Annotated in this window: 1 pseudogene; it reads right to left on the reverse strand. The window is 62.4% G+C overall.

The window, feature by feature from the left end:
* Positions 1-386, reverse strand: a pseudogene (locus CJU81_RS23575) (cell surface protein); the annotation flags it as partial.

Raw genomic sequence — 386 nt, forward strand, 5'->3', positions numbered from 1 at the left:
CCGTTGCCAGTGGCGATATTGCCCGCACCGATGGACACGGCTTTGCCCCCCGTGGCTGTCGCCGAGGTACCAATGGCTACGGCATCGGCCGAATTGGCCACTGCGCCGCTACCCATTGAAACCGCCCCGGTTGCGGAGGCGCTTGCGTTGGGCCCGACAGCGATGCTGTCGGTTCCGGTTGCAGTGCTGTCGACCAGTGTCGAATTGGCATGGAAGTATTTGGACCCGCCGCCGGTGTTGAGGCTGTTGATGGCGGTGGTGTTGCTGGTGACCTGCTGATTGGTAGCGAACAGTTGACTGCCGTTGACAGCATCGGTACTGGAGGCACTGAGCTGGCCTGCAGCAACGTTGGTGATCTGGCGTTCCTGGCCGACGCTACCGACGCT

This window comes from Pseudomonas fragi (genome assembly GCF_002269505.1).
Taxonomy (GTDB): domain Bacteria; phylum Pseudomonadota; class Gammaproteobacteria; order Pseudomonadales; family Pseudomonadaceae; genus Aquipseudomonas; species Aquipseudomonas fragi_D.